This is a genomic window from Achromobacter dolens (genome assembly GCF_902859745.1).
Classification (GTDB): Bacteria; Pseudomonadota; Gammaproteobacteria; order Burkholderiales; family Burkholderiaceae_B; genus Achromobacter; species Achromobacter dolens.
Genome location: NZ_CADIJW010000036.1, coordinates 1 through 16,629 on the forward strand (window position 1 = coordinate 1; position 16,629 = coordinate 16,629).

Below are 16,629 nucleotides of genomic sequence, written 5' to 3' on the forward strand. Positions count from 1 at the left end.
GGGGCGCCCTTGGCGGCGCCCGCCCCTGCCGCGGACCGGGCCGACGCCGGGACCGCCGGTTTCGCGCCCGCGCCCTTCGGCTCGGCGCCGGCCGCGCCAACCGTCAGGCCGGCGGCCCCCAGGGCCTCCGCCTTCTTCTGGCTGATGCCGCGTACCCGGTCGGCCAGGTCCTGCAGCGATTCATACTTGCCGGCGCGGTCGCGTTCGCTGACGATGATCTGCGCCGTGCGCGGCCCGATGCCGCGGATGCCCTCGAGCTGCTGCACGGTGGCATCGTTCAGATCCAGCGCCTGCGCCGGCGCGTGCGCCACGCCGACGACCAGCAGGGCCGCACCCAGCGCCTGGCGCAACACCGGCGTACCGCGCCGCGCGGCGACGGGTCGTTGACGGCGCCACGGCAGCGCGGGCAGGCGGCGGGCAACGGTGGAATGGAGGAAGGGATTCATGGACAGGTCTCCGGAAAAGGCGTGGCGCAACGGTTGCCGCGCCACCTCCGGATCATGGCCCGCGCGCCGCGCCCGGCGGTTGCGCTGTGCATGGATTGATCCACCTCGGCAACTGCGTAGGCCAAAAAAAGCCGCCTCGGAAGGCGGCTCTGTTTCAAGTCGGCACGGCCACAGGCCGGCGGCGGCCGTATCGGCCTACTTGCGCGCGCGCCAGTAGCGCACATACTCGGCCACGCCGGTCTGCACGTCGCGCATGGGGGCGGTAAAGCCCGCCGCGCGCAGGCGGCTGACGTCGGCCTGGGTGTAGCTCTGGTAACGGCCCTTGAGGTCATCCGGGAACGGGATGTAACGAATCAGGTCCAGCTCGACCAACTGGGCCAGCGTCAACTGCGCCTCGCCGCGTTCGGCGCGCAGCGTATTCACCACCGCCGCGGCGACGTCGTTGAACGGCTGGGCCCGGCCCGTGCCGCAATTGAACACGCCCGACTGCTCCGGATGGTCCAGGAAGTGCAGATTGACCGCCACCACGTCCTCGACCGAGATGAAGTCGCGGCTCTGGCCGCCGTCCACATAGCCGTCCCAGCCGGCGAACAGGCGCACATGGCCGTGTTCCAGGAACTGGTTCATGTTGTGGAAGGCCACCGAGGCCATGCGGCCCTTGTGCTGCTCGTGCGGACCGTAGACGTTGAAGTAGCGCAAGCCGACAACCTGGGCGGTCAGGGAGTCCATGCGCTTGCGCAGCACCTGGTCGAACAGCAGTTTGGAATAGCCGTAGACATTCAGAGGGCCTTCGTTGGCCGGATCTTCCACGTAGATCGACGAACCGCCGTAGACAGCGGCCGACGAGGCATACAGGAAAGGAATGCGGCGCGCCTGACAGAATTCGAACAATTCCAGCGTGACGCGGTAGTTGTTGTCGAGCATGTAGCGGCCGTTGCGCTCGGTGGTGTCCGAGCAGGCGCCCTGATGCAGAACGGCGCGGATCTGCGGCAGGCTGCCATCGGCGACGCGGCGGCGAAAGTCGTCCTTGTCCAGGTAGTCGGCGATCTTGCAGTCCACGAGATTGACGAACTTGTCGCCCTCGGTCAGGTCATCGACCGCGATGATGTCTTCGATGCCACGACGATTGAGGCCGCGAACCAGGTTGCTGCCAATGAAGCCCGCGGCTCCGGTAACGACGATCATGAGAGTTCTCCTGCCAGTTCGGCGGCGGTGACGACGGACGTGCCCAGCTTGCCCACGGCGATGCCGCCGGCCCGGTTGGCCCAGCCCATGGCATCCGCCCACGGCAGGCCGATGGCGCGCGAGACGGCCAGCGTCGCCAACACGGTATCGCCCGCGCCGGACACATCGAACACCTCATGCGCCTGCGCGTCGATGTGCTCGCGGCCCGTGTCGGTAAACAAAGTCATGCCCTGCTCGGAACGCGTCACCAGCAAGGCTTCCAGGTCCAGATCGGCGCGCAGGCGTTGCGCCCGATCGGTCAGTTCGGATTCGGAATTCCAGCGGCCGACGGCCTGCTGCATTTCGGAACGGTTGGGCGTGACCAGCGTGGCGCCGCGATAGCGCGAATAGTCATCACCCTTGGGGTCGACCAGCACCGGAATGCCCGCGCTGCGGGCCAGCGCGATCAGCGACTCGACTCGCGTCAGCACGCCCTTGGCGTAGTCGGACAGCACCACGATGTCGTGATTGGCCAGGTGACGCGCCAGGGCGGCATCGATGCTGTCGAGCGCTTCCGGCGCCGGATGCTGCTCGAAGTCGACGCGCAGCAACTGCTGCTGGCGGCCCAGCACGCGCATCTTCAGCGTGGTGTGCAGGCTCAGGTCGGTGATCAGGTCGGCCTGGATGCCGGCCTCGGCGGCCAGGCGGCGCACGCTGTCGCCTGCCTCGTCCTCGCCCAGCACGCCCACCAGCGTGACATGGCCGCCCAGCGCGGCGACGTTGCGCGCCACGTTGGCGGCGCCGCCCAGGCGGTCCTCGCGGCGCGCGACGCGCACCACCGGCACCGGCGCCTCGGGCGAAATACGCTCCACCTCGCCAAACCAGTAACGGTCCAGCATGACATCGCCCACCACGAGCACGCGGCTATGCGAAATGGATTCGGCGGGAAATTGGCTCATTCAAGTTCTTCCAGACGACGCGGCGCGTAGGTTTCCCAGGCATTGCAGCCAGGACATTGCCAGTAGAAACGGCGCGCTTGAAAACCGCAGCTCCGGCACGCGTAGCGGTCCAGTCGTTGCGTATGCTTGTGGATCAGGCTGCGCAGCAGCGTGAGGTCGGCCCCGGGCACGGGGCCCTGTTCGGTGGCGCCTTCCGCGTTGGCCAGTTCGGCCTCCAGCAGCCGGTCCAGGCCGAGCAGCGAGGGATGGCTGCGCAGCGCGCCGCGGGCGAACGCCCAGGCCGGCGCCGAGCCTTGCTGCACGCGCAGCTCGCGGAACACGACATTGAACAGGTCGAGCGAGGCATGGCGGGCGTACTGGCGCTGCAGCAACTCCAGCCCGGCCTCGGCCTGGCCCGCGGCGCGGTAGTTGGCCAGCAACTGCTCGGCCACCAGGCCGGCGTACTCGGGGGCGTCGGTCATGACCGACTCCAGGTACAGGCGCTCGCGCTTGGGATCCTGCTCGATCAGCGCCAGGCGCGCGCGCAGCATCGCGGTGCGCACCATGGCGCCCTTGCTCGACATGCCGGCATCCGCGGTCGACAGGGCGTGATCGGCGGCATCCAGGGCGGCGTGCGCGGCATCGACATTGGGCGGCTTGGCGGCCAGCGCGGTCGCGGCCTGCTCGCAGTAGTAATGCACGATCTGCGGCACCGGCTCGTCGACCAGGCCATGCAGCGTCTTGACGGCCTCGATGGCGCGCGGCCAGTCGTGCTCGGATTCGTAGATGCGGATCAGCGAGCGCAGCGCCGGCAAGGCATAGCGGGTGTCCTTGAGCTGCTCGAAGCCGCTTTCGGCGCGGTCGAGCATGCCGGCCTTGAGGAAATCCTGCGCCAGTTCATGCTGGGCGTGCTCGCGCTCGGCGGCGGGCAGGTCGGAACGGTTCAGCAGGCTCTGGTGCACGCGGATGGCGCGCTCCATTTCACCGCGGCGGCGGAACAGGCTGCCCAGCGCGAAGTGCAGTTCGGTCGTCTCGGGATCGAGCTTGGCCACCTCGACGAACGCGTCGATGGCGCGGTCGGGCTGCTCATTGAGCAGGAAGTTCAGGCCCCGGAAATACGAATCGGGCAGGCTGCGGGTCTCCCGCAGCATCTGCCGGATGTCGAAGCGCGCGGCCAACCAGCCCAGCGCGAACAACACCGGCACGAATATCAACCACCAAGGTTCAAAATCCACTATGCGGGCTCTTGCGTAGATTCAATGCGGAAAAGAAAGGCCTGCGGATGGCGCGGCGCCGTCACAGCGGCGACATCGGGGCGACGGCTTCCGGCGGCACGGCCGGCGTGGTGCCGGCCGCGGCGGCCTGCACGCGGTCGAGTTCGCGGCGCAGGCGGATGGCCTCGCGGCGGCGGCGCATGGCGGCGGGCACGGTCAGCAGCAGGCCGAACAGGGCGCCGACCACGAACACCACCAGCATGACGACGATCAGCGGCACGTCCTGCACCACGTAATCGGCATAGAACTTCACGGCGACGGGATCGGTGTTCTTCAACGCGAACATCAATACCGCCACGAACACGAGCAATCGCAGGGCCCAGACAAGGTAGCGCATGACGCATGCTCCTAAGAATTCGAGAGGGTCAATTGTAAGCGACCTCCACACCTCGTGTATCGACCATCAAAGGCGCGCCTTCGATGGTCGCCAAGCCTGCTGGCGGGAAGCCCAAAAACAAAGCCCCTTGATTGCTCAAGGGGCTTTGCTCGCGGTCCGATCCGCCCGAAGGCGGCCTGCTGGCCGTGCCGTCAATGCATGGCGTGCAAGCCAGCCATGGACGGCATCGGTTCGCTCGATCCAGAGGATTGAGCGTCCTCGTCGTTGCCGCCGACCAAGTCCACCCGCTCGCGCAATTCCTTGCCCGCCTTGAAATGCGGCACCTGTTTACCAGGCACCAGCACTTGTTCGCCGGATTTCGGGTTGCGGCCGATGCGGGGAGACCGCTGCGACAGCGAGAAGCTGCCAAAACCGCGGATTTCGATGCGTTGGCCCGAGGCCAGGGCCTGGGTCATCGCATCGAGCACGGTCTTGACCGCGTAATCGGTGTCGCGGGCGGCCAGCTGAGGATAGCGGGCCGCCAAGGCGGCGATCAGCTCCGACTTGGTCACGAATTAACCGTCGTTGCGCTGTTGGTCCAGCTTGGCCTTCAGCAGCGCGCCGAGGTTGGTGGTGCCGGACGAAGCGCTGGCGTCGGACATGCGCTGGATCGTTTCGGCGGTTTCGGCGTTGTCGCGGGCCTTGATCGACAGTTGGATCGAACGCGTCTTGCGGTCGATGTTGACGATCATGGCTTCGATGTTCTCGCCGGCGGTCAGCACGGTGGTGGCATCTTCGACGCGGCCCGAGGAGATCTCGGAAGCGCGCAGGTAGCCTTCGACGTCCACGGACAACGTCACGACGGCGCCCTTGGCTTCGACCGACTTGATGGTGCCCGGAACCACGGCGCCCTTGTCGAACGTGGCAACGAAATTGTTGAAGGGGTCGCCTTCTAGCTGCTTGATGCCCAGCGAGATGCGTTCCTTGTCGGTATCGATGCCCAGGACCACGGCTTCGATCTCGTCGCCCTTCTTGAAGTTGCGCACGGCTTCTTCGCCGGTTTCCGTCCACGACAGGTCGGACAGGTGAACCAGGCCATCGATGCCGCCGGGCAGGCCGACGAACACGCCGAAGTCGGTGATCGACTTGATGGCGCCGCGGACCTTGTCACCACGCTTGAAGTTGGTGGCGAACTCTTCCCACGGGTTCTGGCGGCACTGCTTCATGCCCAGCGAGATGCGACGACGGTCTTCGTCGATTTCCAGGACCATGACTTCGACTTCTTCGCCCAGGGTCACGACCTTGCGCGGATCGACGTTCTTGTTGGTCCAGTCCATTTCGGAGACGTGCACCAGGCCTTCGATGCCGGCTTCGACTTCAACGAACGCGCCGTAGTCGGTCAGGTTGGTGACCTTGCCGAACAGGCGGGTGCCTTGCGGGTAGCGGCGAGCCAGGCCCACCCACGGATCTTCGCCCAGTTGCTTGACGCCCAGCGAGACGCGGCTCTTTTCCTGGTCGAACTTGAGGACCTTGGCTTCGACTTCCTGACCCACTTGCAGGACTTCGGACGGGTGACGCACACGGCGCCAGGCCATGTCGGTGATGTGCAGCAGGCCGTCGATGCCGCCCAGGTCCACGAACGCGCCGTAGTCGGTGATGTTCTTGACCACGCCCTTGACCACCGCACCTTCGTGCAGGGTTTCGAGCAGCTTCTGGCGCTCTTCGCCCATGCTGGCTTCCAGCACTTGGCGACGCGACAGCACGACGTTGTTGCGCTTGCGGTCGAGCTTGATGACCTTGAATTCGAGGGTCTTGCCTTCGTACGGGGTGGTGTCCTTGACCGGACGCAGGTCCACCAGCGAACCCGGCAGGAACGCGCGGATGCCGTTGGTCATGACGGTCAGGCCGCCCTTGACCTTGCCGGTGATGGTGCCGGTGACCAGCTCGCCGTTTTCCAGGGCCTTTTCCAGTTGCAGCCAGGCCGACAGGCGCTTGGCGCGGTCACGCGACAGGATGGTGTCGCCGTAGCCGTTTTCCAGGGAATCGATGGCCACCGAGACGAAATCGCCGGGTTGCACTTCGAGCTCGCCCTGGTCATTCAGGAACTCTTCCAGGGGGATCAGCGCTTCGGACTTCAGGCCGGCGTTGACGACGACGAAGTTGTGGTCGACGCGCACGACTTCGGCGCTGATGACCTCGCCGGACTTCATGTCCTGGCTCTTGAGGCTCTGGGCGAAAAGGTCGGCGAAGCTTTCGCCGCCGGTGGCGGTAGTGGAAACGGAAGACATGGGGTTGAAATCCATTGGGCCGAAATGGCCGTTAAAAACACACCGCAGCGGATTGCCCGCCACAGTGGAGTCAAAATACCTGCCTGCCGGTTTGCCCTTGCGGGGTGTCCCGTGGGGGTGTCGCCTGGCCAGGACAGGGCCGATAAAAAAAACGATTGGCGGGGGGCTGCCCGATCAGTCGGTCGGGCGGGCCTGCCAGAGATCCAGTATTGCCTGCACGGTTTCCGCAATCGTCAGATTCGACGAATCCAGCACGTGTGCATCCGCTGCGGGAGCAAGCGGCGCCGTGGCGCGTTGCGTGTCGCGGGCATCCCGCTCACGCATGTCCCGCAAAAGGCCATCTAGATTAGCAGAAATTCCCTTTTCGATCAACTGCTTACGCCGCCGCTCAGCCCGTGCGACCACGTCGGCCACCAGGAACACCTTCAGGGACGCATCAGGGAACACCACCGTGCCCATGTCGCGGCCGTCCGCCACCAGCCCGGGAGGCAGGCGAAAGGCGCGCTGGCGCTCGAGCAGTGCCTGCCGCACGCCGGGGAACGCGGCCACGCGCGAAGCGAAATTGCCAACAGCCTCGCGGCGGATCTCATGGCCGACATCGGCGCCTTCCAGGTAGACATGAGGGCCGTCGAAACGAACGTCCAGCGTCTCGGCCACGCGGGCCACGGCGGGCTCGTCGGCCGCGTCGACGCCCCGGTTGATCGCAGCCAGGGCGGTCAGCCGGTAGAGCGCGCCGCTGTCGAGCACCGCCCAGCCCAGCGCCTTGGCGACGCGGTGGGCGACGGTGCCCTTGCCCGAGGCGGTCGGGCCGTCGATGGTGATGACGGGAGCAGCGGAAGTCACGATCGGATCAGTCGAAGTCATGTAGGGAAAATGGGCCGGAGCCCGTGGTCGCTACGCCGACACCAGGCCGGCGTAGACATCAAAGTAACCCGGGAACGTCTTGCTGACGCAACCCGGATCCAGAATGCGCACCGCCGCCGGGCCGAACGCGGCCAGCGAAAAGCACATCGCCATGCGGTGGTCGTCCCAGGTGCCGATGTGCGCATCGCGCCAGCCCCCCTCGGCGGGTGGCGTCACGCTCAGCCAATCCGGCCCCGATTCCACCCGTGCGCCCAGCTTTTCCAGCTCGGTCTGCATGGCGTGGATGCGGTCGGTCTCCTTGACGCGCCAACTGCCGATGTTGCGCAGGCGGCAGGGGCCATCGGCGTACAGCGCCAGCGCGGCGGCCGTCATGGCGGCGTCGGGAATCAGGTTGAAATCGGTGTCAAAGGCCTTCAGGCGACCGCCCTCGGCCACGCGCACGCCGGTCACTTCGATCCAGCCGTCGCCGTAGGTCACGCTGGCGCCCATGGCCGCCAGCGTGTCGGCGAATTTGACGTCGCCCTGGATGCTGTCGGCGCCCACGCCGGTCACCCGCAGCGGACCGCCGCCGATGGCGCCCAGCGCCAGGAAATACGACGCGGTGGAGGCATCGCCCTCGACCGCGATCCGGCCCGGGCTGCGGTAGCGGGCGCCGCCGGCGATGGTGAAGCGGCTCCAGCCGTCGCGCTGCACGGTCACGCCGAAACGCGCCATGAGGTTCAGGGTGATCTCGATGTAGGGCTTGGAGATCAGTTCACCCAGCACCTCGATCACCACCGGCTGGCCGCTCTGGCCGGCCTGCAGCGGCGCGGCCATCAGCAAGGCGGTCAGGAACTGGCTGGAGACCGAACCTTGCACCTGCGTCACGGCCGGCGTCGCGATCTCGCCGCGGCCGATATGCAGCGGCGGGTAGCCAGGCTGCCCCAGGAAGTCGATGCGGGCGCCGAGCGCCTTGAGCGCATCGACCAGGTCGCCAATGGGACGCTCGTGCATGCGCGGCACGCCGGACAGGCGGTAGTCGCCGCCCATCAGCGCCAAGGCCGCCGTCAGCGGCCGGATGGCGGTGCCGGCGTTGCCCATGAACAGGTCGGCGCTGTCGACCGGAAAGCGGCTCACGCCGCGCACGGTGACGCGGCCCTCGGCCAGCTCGGACACCGCCACGCCCAACTGCCGCAGGGCAGCCAGCATCACGCGGGTGTCATCCGAATCCAGCAGCCCCGTGATGGCGGTCTCGCCCTCGGCGATGGCTGCCAGCAGCAACACGCGGTTGGAAATGCTCTTGGAGCCGGGCAAGGCCATGACGCCCTGCGCGCGCCGCACGCGCGGCAGATCCAGGAAAGGCAACGCGCCCATGTCGATTACTCCTTGCGCCAGTTGCGGCGCGCCTGCGCCGCCGTGTCCAGCAATGCCAGCAAGGCCGCGCCGTCGCCGCCATCGATCGCGCGCTCGGCGCGGTCCAGCACGGCGCGCACGGCCGCCAGCTCCGCCAGCATGGCGTCGCGGTTGGATAGAAAGATATCGCGCCACATCTCGGGCGAACCCGCCGCGATGCGGGTGAAGTCGCGGAAGCCGCTGCCCGCCAGCGCCAGCCGCGTGGCGGCGTCCTCGGCGGTGGCGACCTGCTCCATGTACACGGACGACAGCAGGTGCGGCAGGTGGCTGACCGACGCCAGCACCCGATCGTGCGCGCCGGCGTCCATGTCGATGACTTGCGCGCCACAAGCCAGCCACGCATCGCGCACCAGGGCGATGGCGGCGGCACTATTCTCGGCCAGCGGCGTCAGGATGACGCAACGCCCCTGGTACAGGCCGGCATCGGCGGCATCGGGGCCGCTGCGCTCGGCGCCGGCGATGGGATGGCCCGGCACGAACTGGCCGATGCGCGCGCCCAGCGCCAGGCGGGCGGCATCGACCACCTCGGCCTTGGTGCTGCCGCCGTCGGTCAGCAGCGTCGCGTCACGCAGGTGCGGCAGCATGCGCGCCAGCATGTCCTGCAGGCCGCCCACGGGCGTGGCCAGGAACACCAGGTCGGCGCGGGCGGCGGCCTCTTCGGCGCTGACAGCCTCGTCGATCAGGCCCAGCTCCACCGCGCGCGCCAGCGACGCGGCATTGCGGCCCACGCCCAGCACCCGTCCCACCTGCCCCGCCCGGCGCAAGGCCGCGGCGAAGGAACCGCCAATCAGGCCCACGCCGACGACGGCCAACACAGGAATCAGGGGGCCAGCGGCCCCCTGATTCGGCTTGGAGGAAGCGCCGTTCATTCGGACAGGATGGCGGTCAGCGCGTCGATGAAGCGGGCGTTTTCCTGCGGCAGGCCGATGGACACGCGCAGCCACTCGGGCAGGCCGTCGCCAGCCACGGGGCGCACGATCACGCCGCGCTTGAGCAGCGCCAGATTGATGCGCGGCGCATCGCCCACGTGCACCAGCACGAAGTTGCCGTAGCTGGGCACGTAGCGCAGCTTGAGGCGGTCGAAGGCTTCGCACAACTGCGCCTTGCCGGCCTTGTTGGACGTGTACGCCTGTTCCAGGTAGGCGGCATCGCCCAGCGCAGCCACGGCGGCGGCCTGCGCCAGCGTGTTGACGTTGAACGGCTGGCGCACGCGGTTGAGCAGGTCGGTCAGGGTCGGCTGCGCCACCGCGAAGCCCACGCGCAGGCCGGCCAGGCCGTAGGCCTTGGAGAAGGTGCGCGAGACAATCAGGTTGGGATAGCGGCGCACCAGCGCGGTGCTGTCGAAACGGAATTGCGGCTCGAGGTATTCGTTGTAGGCCTCGTCCAGCACCACCGTGACGCGGTCGCCATGGGCGGCGTGGACGCGCTCCAGGAACGCGGCCACCAGCTCGCCCGGTACGAAGGTGCCGGTGGGGTTGTTGGGGTTGGCGATGAACAGGAGGCGCGTGTCGTCGGCGATGGCGTCGAACATGGCGTTCAGGTCATGGCCGTAGTCCTTGGCCGGCACCACGATGTGGCGCGCACCGCGGGCCTGCGTGGCCAGGCGATAGACCGCGAACGAATGCTGCGCGTAGACCGCCGACGTACCCGGCTCCAGCAATGCCAGCGCGGCGATTTCCAGGATGTCGTTGGAGCCGTTGCCCAGCGTGATCCAGTTCATCGGCACTTCGTAGCGCGCGGCCAGCGCGGCCTTCAGGTCGAAGCCGTTGGGGTCCGGATAGCGCGCCAGCGACTCGGCGGCGGCCAGCATGGCGGCGCGCGCCGACTGCGGCATGCCCAGCGGGTTCTCATTGGAGGCCAGCTTGACGATCCCGGCCGGATCCAGCCCGAATTCGCGGGCCAGTTCCTCGATGGGCTTGCCTGCCTGGTAAGGCGCGATGGCGCTGACGTGCGCGGGAGCGGCGAGAGGCTTGGAAGTGTTGGTCATGGAGGACTCACGGCGCCGGGTAGGAACCCAGCACTTTCAGGTAGGCAACCTGCGCCCGCAGGGTATCCAGGGCGAGCGCGACATTCGGATCGTTGCGATGTCCCAGGACATCGACGTAGAAATAGTATTCCCACTCGCCGGTGCGGGCCGGGCGGGATTCGAAGCGCGTCATCGACACGCCGTTGGCCGCCAGCGGCGCCAGCATCTCGTAGACCGCGCCCGCGCGATTCGGCACCGCCAGGATCAGGCTGGTCTTGTCCTTGCCGCTGACCAGCGGCTCGATGTTGCCGATGGCCAGGAAGCGCGTGCGATTGTGCGGATCGTCCTGGATGCCGGCGCTGACGACCTGCAGGTTCCAGGCCGGCGCCGCCACCTCGCCGGCGATGGCGGCGATGGTCGGGTCGGACGCGGCCACGCGCGCGGCCTCGGAATTGCTGGCCGCGGCCACGCGTTCCAGGTCCGGGTAATTGCGTGTCAGCCAGCCCTGGCACTGGGCCAGCGCCTGCGGATGCGCGGAAATCGTCTTGATGCCGTCCATGTTGCCGGACTGCGACATCAGGCAATGGCGGATGACCAGCGAACGCTCGCCCAGGATGCGCAGCGGCGTGTTCAGCAGCAGGTCCAGGCTGCGGTTGACCGCGCCCTCGGTCGAGTTCTCGACCGGCACCATGCCGACGTCGGCCTGCCCCGCCTCGACGGCGCGGAAGACTTCGTCGAACGACACGCAGGGAAGCTTCTGCACGGCGTGGCCAAAATGCTCCAGCGCGGCCTGCTCGGAAAACGAGCCCTGCGGCCCGAGGTAGGCGACGGTCATGCCGCGCTCCAGGCCGCGACAGGCCGAAATGATCTCGGTCCAGACCGAGGCCACGCCGGCCGCCGGAAACGGACCGGGATTGAGTTGCTGCAGGCGCCGGATCACTTCGGCTTCACGTTCGGGACGCAGCACCGGACCGTCGGCGTGCGCGGCGTGCTTGACCTCGCCCACCTCCTGCGCGGCGCGGGCGCGCTGCGACAGCAAATCCAGGATTTGCGCATCGAGCGCGTCGATGCGGTCGCGCAAGGGGCGCAGCTTGCGCTGCAGATCGTCATCCATAGCGGCGCTCGAATTCCTTCAGGTACTCGACCAGCGCGGCCACGGCGGCCAGCGGCACGGCGTTGTAGATCGAGGCGCGCATGCCGCCCACGCTCTTGTGGCCCTTGAGCTGGGTCAGGCCGGCCGCGTCGGCGCCTTGCAGGAAGGCGTCGTTGAGCGATTCGTCGCGCAGCACGAACGGCACGTTCATGCGCGAGCGCACGGGGGCGTGGATCGGATTGCGATAGAAGCTGGTGCTATCAAGGTAGCCGTACAGCAGTTCGGCCTTGGCCTTGTTGGCCGCTTCCATGCCGGCCACGCCGCCATTGGCCTTGACCCACTTGAACACCAGCCCGGCGATGTAGATCGCGAAGGTCGGCGGCGTGTTGTAGCGCGAATGCTCGGCGGCCACGTTGGCGTAGTCGAACGCCGACGGGCAGATCGGCAGCGCGTGGCCGATCAGGTCGCGGCGGCAGATGGCCATGGTCACGCCGGCCGGGCCGGCGTTCTTCTGGGCGCCGGCGTACATCATGCCGCAGCGGCTGACGTCCATCGGACGCGACAGGAAATGCGAGGAAGCGTCGATCACCAGCGGCACGTCGGGCGCGCCGAGCGCGGCCGTGTCGGGCCAATCCAGGAACTCGACGCCGCCGATGGTCTCGTTGCTGCACAGGTGCAGGTACGCTGAATCCTTGCGTACCTTCCAGGTGTCGACCGGCGGCACCCAGGTGAACGGCGCCTGCTCGCGGCCGTCCAACTGTATCGCCTGACCGCTGGTGGCCGCGACCTGCGCGTCACCGTAGCGGCCGGCTTCCTTGTGGGAACGCGACGACCAGTGGCCGGTCACGACGAAGTCGGCCGCCGGCGTGCCGCGCCGTCCCATGAGATTCATAGGAACGATGGCGTTCTCCCCGGAACCTCCGCCCTGCATGAACATCACCGCGTAGTCGGGAGACAGGCCGAGCAGATCGCGCAGGTCGCTTTCCGCTTCGTCGCAGATCTGCACGAAGTGCTTGCCGCGATGGCTCATTTCCATCACGGACATGCCACTGCCGTGCCAGTCCAGCATTTCCGCAGCGGCTTGCTGCAGCACCACCTCGGGCAAGGCCGAGGGGCCTGCCGAGAAGTTCCAGGGGCGGGCCATTATTGCTCCGTAGGTTCCGTCGAATCCGTTGCAGCGGCGTCGCCGTTGCCCTCTTCCTGGCCATCGTCCAGGTCTTCGCTGTCATCGTCCGCGTCGCTCTCGACCACGCGGCGCACGCCGGACAGCGAACTGCCGTCGTCGACGTTGATGAGGGTGACGCCTTGCGTGGCGCGGCCCATTTCGCGGATTTCCGCGACGCGGGTACGCACCAGCACGCCGCCGGTGGTGATCAGCATGATTTCATCCGAAGGCATCACCAGCACGGCGCCGACCACCTTGCCGTTGCGCGAGCTGGTCTGGATGGCGATCATGCCCTTGGTGCCACGGCCGTGGCGCGTGTATTCGGTGATCGGGGTGCGCTTGCCGTAGCCGTTTTCGGTGGCCGTCAGCACGCTCTGCGTTTCGTCTCCGGCCACCAGCAGCGCGATCACGTTCTGCGTGTCCTCGAGCATCATGCCGCGCACGCCGCGGGCATTGCGGCCCATCGGGCGCACGTCGTTCTCGTCGAAGCGCACGGCCTTGCCGGCGTCCGAGAACAGCATGACGTCGTGCTTGCCGTCAGTGAGATCGGCGCCGATCAGGTAGTCGCCATCGTCCAGGTCGACCGCGATGATGCCGGCCTTGCGCGGGTTGGAGAAGTCGGACAGCGGGGTCTTCTTGACCGTGCCGCGCGAGGTCGCCATGAAGACGTAGTGGTCTTCGCTGAATTCCTTGACCGGCAGCACCACCGTGATCTTCTCGCCTTCGGCCAGCGGGAACATGTTGACGATCGGCTTGCCGCGCGAGTTGCGCGTGCCTTGCGGCACTTCCCAGACCTTGAGCCAGTAGACCCGGCCGCGGTTCGAGAAGCACAGCAGGAAGTCATGGGTGTTGGCGATGAACAACTGGTCGATCCAGTCGTTTTCCTTCATCGCCGTGGCCTGCTTGCCGCGGCCTCCGCGCTTCTGCGAGCGGTACTCGGACAGCGGCTGGCTCTTGATGTAGCCGCCGTGCGACAGCGTCACGACCATGTCGGTGGGCGTGATCAGGTCTTCGGTGTCGAGTTCGGTCGCGTTCAGCTCGATTTCCGAACGGCGCGTGTCCTTGGCGCCGGTGGAGAACTCGGCCTTGATGGCCTGCAGTTCCTCGCCGATGATGGTGGTGATGCGCTCGGGACGGGCCAGGATGTCCAGCAGGTCGGCGATGGCGGACATGACGTCCTTGTATTCGCCGACGATCTTGTCCTGCTCCAGGCCGGTCAGGCGCTGCAGGCGCATGTTCAGGATTTCCTGGGCCTGGGTGTCGCTCAGGCGGTACAGGCCGTCGCCCTGCAGGCCGAACTCGGCGCCCAGGTCGTCCGGACGGAAGGCCGCGCGGCCGCCCGGCGTGTCGCCGTCGGCGCGCGACAGCATTTCGCGCACCAGCGAGGAATCCCACGACTTGGCCATCAGTTCCTGGCGCGCGACGGGAGGCGTCGGGGCGGCCTTGATGATGGCGATGAAGTCGTCGATGTTGGCCAGCGCCACGGCCAGGCCTTCCAGCACGTGGCCGCGCTCGCGGGCCTTGCGCAACTGGAACACGGTGCGGCGGGTGACCACTTCGCGGCGATGCTGCAGGAAGTAGTCGATCATCTGCTTCAGGTTGAGCAGGCGGGGCTGGCCGTCGACCAGCGCCACCAGGTTCATCCCGAAGGTGTCCTGCAGTTGCGTGTTCTTGTAGAGGTTGTTCAGCACTACCTCGGGCACTTCGCCGCGCTTGAGCTCGATCACCAGGCGCATGCCGTCCTTGTCGGACTCGTCGCGGATGTCGGAGATACCTTCGATCTTCTTGTCGTTGACCAGCTCGGCGATGCGTTCCTGCAGCGTCTTCTTGTTGACCTGGTAAGGGATCGCGTCGACCACGATGGCCTGGCGGTTGCCCTTCTCCATGTCCTCGAAGTGGGTCTTGGCGCGCATGATGACGCGGCCGCGGCCGGTGCGGTAGCCTTCGCGCACCCCGGACATGCCATAGATGACGCCGCCCGTGGGGAAGTCCGGCGCCGGGATGATCTCCATGAGTTCATCGACCGAGCACGCCGGATTGCGCAGGCAGTAAAGGCAACCGTCGACCACTTCCTGGAGGTTGTGGGGCGGAATGTTGGTGGCCATGCCGACGGCGATGCCCGAGCTGCCGTTGACCAGCAGGTTCGGCAGGCGCGAGGGCAGCAGCAGGGGTTCTTGCTCGCTGCCATCGTAGTTGGGACCGAAGTCGACCGTTTCCTGGTCGATGTCCGCCAGCAGCTCGTGGGCGATCTTGGCCAGGCGGATTTCGGTGTAACGCATCGCCGCGGCGTTGTCGCCGTCGATGGAACCGAAGTTGCCCTGGCCGTCGACCAGCATGTAGCGCATGGAGAAATCCTGCGCCATGCGGACGATGGTGTCGTAGACGGACTGGTCGCCGTGGGGATGGTACTTACCGATGACGTCCCCGACGATACGCGCGGACTTCTTATAGGCGCGGTTCCAGTCGTTGTTGAGCTCGTGCATCGCGTAGAGCACGCGCCGGTGGACGGGCTTGAGCCCGTCCCGCACATCCGGTAGCGCCCGCCCGACGATCACGCTCATCGCGTAATCGAGGTAACTGCGGCGCATCTCTTCTTCCAGCGATACCGGAAGCGTCTCCTTGGCAAAGGAATCCATATATATAACGACAGAATCGTGTAAGGAGGAACCCGGGCCGGGTAAACAGGAAATTCTATCATTCGATTGGGATCGCGGCCCCAAGGGCCCCGAGCGGCCATCGGCGCGGCCCCGCAACCGGATGTCGGCGGCAAGCGGCACCGGTGCGTTCGCCAAGGTCCCGCGAGCCTGTTGTCAAAAACCAACATGGCAAACGGATGGAGCGCGGAAAACGTCATATCCAGCACCAATGCGGCTGTCCAGGGAAGCCAAAGCCCCCCAAATGCCTTAAGATTGTTTCCAGCACGCAGGAAACCCAGTAGCTATTCCTTTGAACCAGCTCTTGGCGTTGCTATACTGGCCCCGTTTTCCTGATATGCGGCGGGGGTTCGCTGCGAGTCACTTATCCAGCTTCAAGCTCAACGAGGAGAAACATGAACAAACCCTCCAAATTCGCTCTGGCGCTCGCCTTCGCCGCCGTCACGGCCTCGGGTGTAGCCTCGGCCCAGACCTATCCCCAGACGGTGGACAACTGGCGCAATCCGTTCGGTAACGTTTGGAAGAACGGTACGAACGAACTGTGCTGGCGCGATGCGTTCTGGACCCCGGCCACCGGCATCCCCGGCTGCGACGGCGTTCCGGTTGCACAACAGAAGGCGAAGCCGGCCCCGATGGCGGCCAAGGTCGTGTTCAACGCTGACACGTTCTTCGACTTCGACAAGTCGACCCTGAAGCCCGAAGGCCGTCAACTGCTGGACCAAGTCGCCCAGCAAGCTCGCGGTATCGAGCTGGAAACCATCATCGCCGTCGGCCACACCGACTCGATCGGTACGGACGCCTACAACCAGAAGCTGTCCGAGCGCCGTGCCGCTTCGGTCAAGGCCTACCTGGTCAGCAAGGGCATCGATCCGAACCGTATCTACACGGAAGGCAAGGGTAAGAAGAACCCGATCGCTTCCAACAAGACGAAGGAAGGCCGCGCCCAGAACCGTCGCGTTGAAATCGAAATCGTGGGTAGCCGCAAGTAATTGCCGGACTAGCTACAATAAAGGGCCTCGCATCGCGAGGCCCTTTTTTTCGCCCGGCTTGCACCAATCCGGTGCAAACG

15 protein-coding genes are annotated in these 16,629 nt (G+C 66.6%); 1 reads left to right on the forward strand and 14 read right to left on the reverse strand.

What is annotated here, in order from left to right; all coding sequences use genetic code 11:
- The 14 genes from HV783_RS21025 to gyrA form a co-directional block, all read right to left on the reverse strand.
- Nucleotides 1-446: ComEA family DNA-binding protein (locus tag HV783_RS21025; RefSeq protein WP_175189816.1), on the reverse strand; the 446-nt coding region annotated here is incomplete at its 3' end.
- 195 nt (nucleotides 447-641) lie between these two features.
- Nucleotides 642-1,631 carry an ADP-glyceromanno-heptose 6-epimerase gene (gene rfaD, locus HV783_RS21030; protein WP_116792628.1) on the reverse strand — a complete coding sequence of 330 codons (990 nt, stop codon included), beginning with the start codon at nucleotides 1,629-1,631 and terminating at the stop codon, nucleotides 642-644.
- Nucleotides 1,628-2,569, reverse strand: coding sequence for a D-glycero-beta-D-manno-heptose-7-phosphate kinase (gene rfaE1 / locus HV783_RS21035; RefSeq protein ID WP_053085994.1), 942 nt, complete (start codon nucleotides 2,567-2,569; stop codon nucleotides 1,628-1,630). Before rfaE1 ends, rfaD begins: the two co-directional genes overlap by 4 nt.
- Nucleotides 2,566-3,783, reverse strand: coding sequence for a lipopolysaccharide assembly protein LapB (gene lapB, locus HV783_RS21040; protein WP_054501455.1), 1,218 nt, complete (start codon nucleotides 3,781-3,783; stop codon nucleotides 2,566-2,568). The genes rfaE1 and lapB overlap by 4 nt, the downstream gene beginning before the upstream one ends.
- Nucleotides 3,784-3,844: 61 nt before the next feature.
- Nucleotides 3,845-4,159, reverse strand: coding sequence for a lipopolysaccharide assembly protein LapA domain-containing protein (locus HV783_RS21045; protein WP_144655001.1), 315 nt, complete (start codon nucleotides 4,157-4,159; stop codon nucleotides 3,845-3,847).
- A 191-nt stretch (nucleotides 4,160-4,350) separates the two neighbouring features.
- Nucleotides 4,351-4,710: an integration host factor subunit beta gene (locus tag HV783_RS21050; RefSeq protein ID WP_006388263.1), complete on the reverse strand. Its 360-nt coding sequence runs from the start codon at nucleotides 4,708-4,710 to the stop codon at nucleotides 4,351-4,353.
- Between the two features lie 3 nt (nucleotides 4,711-4,713).
- A complete protein-coding gene (gene rpsA / locus HV783_RS21055; RefSeq protein ID WP_026382780.1) occupies nucleotides 4,714-6,426 on the reverse strand; it encodes a 30S ribosomal protein S1 in 1,713 nt (570 codons plus the stop codon).
- 174 nt (nucleotides 6,427-6,600) lie between these two features.
- Nucleotides 6,601-7,290 (reverse strand): (d)CMP kinase, encoded by a 690-nt coding sequence (gene cmk / locus HV783_RS21060; protein WP_175189817.1) that lies wholly within the window; start codon nucleotides 7,288-7,290, stop codon nucleotides 6,601-6,603.
- Between the two features lie 30 nt (nucleotides 7,291-7,320).
- Nucleotides 7,321-8,643, reverse strand: a complete 1,323-nt coding sequence (gene aroA / locus HV783_RS21065) for a 3-phosphoshikimate 1-carboxyvinyltransferase (protein WP_175189818.1) — start codon at nucleotides 8,641-8,643, stop codon at nucleotides 7,321-7,323.
- Between the two features lie 5 nt (nucleotides 8,644-8,648).
- Entirely contained in the window at nucleotides 8,649-9,551 is a 903-nt protein-coding gene (locus HV783_RS21070; RefSeq protein ID WP_054501458.1) for a prephenate dehydrogenase, read from the reverse strand.
- A complete protein-coding gene (hisC, locus tag HV783_RS21075) occupies nucleotides 9,548-10,669 on the reverse strand; it encodes a histidinol-phosphate transaminase (protein WP_175189819.1) in 1,122 nt (373 codons plus the stop codon). The genes HV783_RS21070 and hisC overlap by 4 nt, the downstream gene beginning before the upstream one ends.
- A 7-nt stretch (nucleotides 10,670-10,676) precedes the next feature.
- The gene (gene pheA / locus HV783_RS21080; RefSeq protein WP_054501460.1) at nucleotides 10,677-11,762 is read right to left on the reverse strand and encodes a prephenate dehydratase; all 1,086 of its coding nucleotides are present in this window, start codon (nucleotides 11,760-11,762) and stop codon (nucleotides 10,677-10,679) included.
- Complete coding sequence (serC, locus tag HV783_RS21085) at nucleotides 11,755-12,885, reverse strand: 3-phosphoserine/phosphohydroxythreonine transaminase (RefSeq protein ID WP_054501461.1); 1,131 nt, start codon at nucleotides 12,883-12,885, stop codon at nucleotides 11,755-11,757. Before serC ends, pheA begins: the two co-directional genes overlap by 8 nt.
- Nucleotides 12,885-15,542 (reverse strand): DNA gyrase subunit A, encoded by a 2,658-nt coding sequence (gene gyrA / locus HV783_RS21090; protein ID WP_049072335.1) that lies wholly within the window; start codon nucleotides 15,540-15,542, stop codon nucleotides 12,885-12,887. Before gyrA ends, serC begins: the two co-directional genes overlap by 1 nt.
- A 413-nt stretch (nucleotides 15,543-15,955) precedes the next feature.
- Between gyrA and ompA the strand changes: the two genes are divergently transcribed.
- Nucleotides 15,956-16,549: an outer membrane protein OmpA gene (gene ompA / locus HV783_RS21095; RefSeq protein ID WP_054429492.1), complete on the forward strand. Its 594-nt coding sequence runs from the start codon at nucleotides 15,956-15,958 to the stop codon at nucleotides 16,547-16,549.
- Nucleotides 16,550-16,629 lie beyond the last annotated feature (80 nt).